This is a genomic window from Stenotrophomonas sp. INTA L402-1 (genome assembly GCF_059295135.1).
In genome coordinates this window covers 1-3180 of record NZ_JCAFWP010000082.1, presented here as the reverse complement: position 1 = coordinate 3180, position 3180 = coordinate 1, and the positions used below count along the sequence as shown (strand labels likewise).

Sequence of the window (3180 nt, the reverse complement as noted above, 5' to 3'; positions counted from 1 at the left end):
TGCATCCACCGCAGAATGCAAAGCACGCACACACTTCACGGCTCAAGGCAGGAGTAGGCTTGAGGCTTTCCTGCCGGGAGGGGTTGTCCATGCGTGTGCGTGCCGTCGCTGTAGCCATTGCCCTTTGCCTGTCCAGCACAGTGCTGGCCGCCGAAACCCCGCCGATGACCCCGGACATCAGCGGCAAGCCCTTCGTTGCCCCTGATGTCGGTCGTGACTACGACAAGCGCGTGGTGATGGTGCCGATGCGCGATGGCGCCAAGCTGTATACGGTGATCGTGGTGCCCAAGGGCGCGCGCAATGCCCCGATCCTGCTCACCCGCACGCCTTACGATGCTGCCGGCCGCGCCAGCCGCAGTGATTCGCCGCGCATGCGCGACCTGCTGCCGCAGGGCGACGAGGTATTTGTCGATGGCGGTTACATCCGCGTATTTCAGGACATCCGCGGCAAGTATGGCTCCGAGGGCGATTACGTGATGACCCGGCCGCTGCGCGGACCGTTGAACAACACCAAGGTGGACCACTCCACCGACGCCTGGGACACCATCGACTGGCTGGTGAAGAACGTGCCGGAGAGCAACGGCAAGGTCGGTATGCTCGGCTCGTCGTACGAGGGCTTCACCGTGGTGATGGCGCTGACCGACCCGCACCCGGCGCTGAAGGTGGCCGCGCCGCAGAGCCCGATGGTGGATGGCTGGATGGGCGACGACTGGCTCAACTACGGCGCGTTCCGCCAGGTCAATTTCAACTACTTCGCGATGCAGACCGAGAAGCGCGGCAAGGGCACGCCGCTGCCCAGCCTCGGCTACGATGACTACAGCACCTTCCTGCGTATCGGTTCGGCCGGCGACTACGCGCGTTTCACCGGCGTGGACCAGCTGACCTGGTGGAAGAAACTGGTGGAGCACCCGGCCTATGACGGCTTCTGGCAGGGCCAGGCGCTGGACGCGGTGATGGCGAAGACGCCATTGAAGGTGCCGACCATGTGGCTGCAGGGTCTGTGGGATCAGGAGGACATGTGGGGTGCCAACCACGCCTACCAGGCAATGGAAGGGCGCGACAGCGGCAACAACCGCAACTATCTGGTGATGGGGCCGTGGCGGCACAGCCAGGTGAACTACAGTGGCAGCGAGCTGGGCGCGCTGAAGTTCGATGGTGATACCGCGCTGCAGTTCCGCCGTGATGTGCTCAAGCCGTTCTTTGACCAGTACCTGGTGGACGGTGCGCCGAAGGCGGATACGCCGCCGGTGCTGATCTACAACACCGGCGAGAACCACTGGGATCGCCTGAAGGGCTGGCCACGCAGCTGCGACAAGGGTTGTGCTGCCAGCAGCAAGCCGCTGTACCTGCGTGCTGGCGGCAAGCTGGCGTTCCAGGCACCGGCGGCGGGCGAGGGCGACTTCGAGGAATACGTGTCCGACCCGGCCAAGCCGGTGCCGTTCGTGCCGCGCCCGGTCCGTTTCGGTGACCGTGACATGTGGACCACCTGGCTGGTCAAGGATCAGCGTTTCGTTGATGGCCGCCCGGACGTGCTGACCTTCATCACCGAACCGCTGACCGCGCCGCTGCGCATCGGCGGCGCACCGGTGGTGCACCTGCAGGCGTCGACCAGCGGCACCGACAGCGACTGGGTGGTGAAGCTGATCGACGTGTATCCGGACCAGGAAGCGTCGACGCCGGAGATGGGCGGTTACGAGCTGCCGGTGTCGCTGGCGATCTTCCGTGGTCGCTATCGCGAGAGCTTCAGCGATCCGAAGCCGCTGGCCGCCAACGAGGTGCTGCCGTACCGCTTCGACCTGCCCAACGCCAACCACACCTTCCAGAAGGGGCACCGGGTGATGGTGCAGGTGCAGTCCAGTCTGTTCCCGCTGTATGACCGCAACCCGCAGACCTACGTGCCGAACGTCTACCTGGCCAAGCCCGGCGATTACCAGAAGGCCACGCAGCGGGTCTGGCACAGCGCGGCGCAGGCCAGTTACATCGATCTGCCGGTGTATTGAGGTTGATGAGGTGCGCCGGGTGCGCGATACCCGGCGGTGCGCGGTCGTGCCGGCCGCTGGCCGGCATCCGTGATGGTGTGAGAGCGTGTCGACCAAGGTCGACACCTACCAGAGCGGAGCCATGGAAGTTCGATTCAGGCGGCTGCGGTTGTGCCGGCCGCTGGCCGGCATCCGTGATGGCGTGAAGCAGAAGCTGCTATCCGACCTTTGAGGGTCCGGTGCGCCAGCGGCTGGGTACCAGGCCGAAACGCTTACGGAATGCAGCCGCGAAGTTGCTGGGGTGGCGGTAACCACTGGCGGCCGCAGCCTGCTCGACAGTCCAGCCGTCCTCGCGCAGGCCCTGCTCGGCGTGGCGCATGCGTTGTTCGTGCAGGTAGTCGAACACCGAGCAGCCGTACTGCTGGGCGAAATGACGGCGCAGCGAGCTTGGGCTCATGCAGGCCAGCTGGGCCAGTTCGATCAGACTATGGGCGTGGCTGGGATCGTCATGCAGGTAGGCACGCACGCGCTCCAGGCGCTCGCGCTGGCCAGCCCGCAGCGTTCGTACATGGTCGGTCTGCAGATCCTCGGCCTTCAGCCCAACGGCCAGCAGCTGCAGTGCGACGCCTTCGCGCCACAACGCGTCGATGCCGTCCTCCCATGGGCTTTCGAACAGCTGGCCCAGCACCGGCAGCAGGGTATGCGGAATGGCCCAGTGGCGGCATTCCAGGTGGGTGTTGAGCGCGGTCTCCAACTGTGGCAGCTGGAACAGGTCCGGATCGATCTGGCCGGGCACCATCACGCTGACGCCGCGCATGCGCGTTTCGCCAGGATGCGCACCCGTCATCTCAACCTGTTCGCGGTGGTGCGCGGTCATCGCCGTACCAGCACGCAGGGTGAAACCACCACGTCGCGGAATGCGCACATCAACCTGGCCCTGCAGCATCACGCGGATGGCCAGGCCGGGACTCTGCTGGGCGGTGGCGACATAAGGGAAGCGATTATGGACGTCGGAGGCGATCAGGCTCATGCCGCCGCGCAGGAACTGCTCGTTGACCTCGCCATGGCCGGCCCACTGGTCGTCACGCAGGTGTTCCGGGTCGGCGCGGTAATCGAAGCCATGGCGGTGGCCGAAGCGGCGGTAATCAGCAAAAGTGAAATATCGGGACATCGCTCGGCACGTGCTTTGGAGGTGGACGCT

The 3180-nt window shown here is 65.4% G+C and carries 3 protein-coding genes; 2 read left to right on the top strand and 1 reads right to left on the bottom strand.

Features of this window, described 5'->3' with window-relative positions; all coding sequences use genetic code 11:
* The first annotated feature begins 89 nt into the window (after positions 1–89).
* Complete coding sequence (locus tag AC5O77_RS21530; RefSeq protein ID WP_125894595.1) at positions 90–2000, top strand: CocE/NonD family hydrolase; 1911 nt, start codon at positions 90–92, stop codon at positions 1998–2000.
* Between the two features lie 85 nt (positions 2001–2085).
* Positions 2086–2211, top strand: a complete 126-nt coding sequence (locus AC5O77_RS21525) for a hypothetical protein (protein WP_494507145.1) — start codon at positions 2086–2088, stop codon at positions 2209–2211.
* Here the strand turns inward: AC5O77_RS21525 and AC5O77_RS21520 are convergent.
* Positions 2197–3150: a helix-turn-helix transcriptional regulator gene (locus AC5O77_RS21520; RefSeq protein WP_049398445.1), complete on the bottom strand. Its 954-nt coding sequence runs from the start codon at positions 3148–3150 to the stop codon at positions 2197–2199. The two genes, AC5O77_RS21525 and AC5O77_RS21520, sit on opposite strands and share 15 nt — an antisense overlap.
* Positions 3151–3180 lie beyond the last annotated feature (30 nt).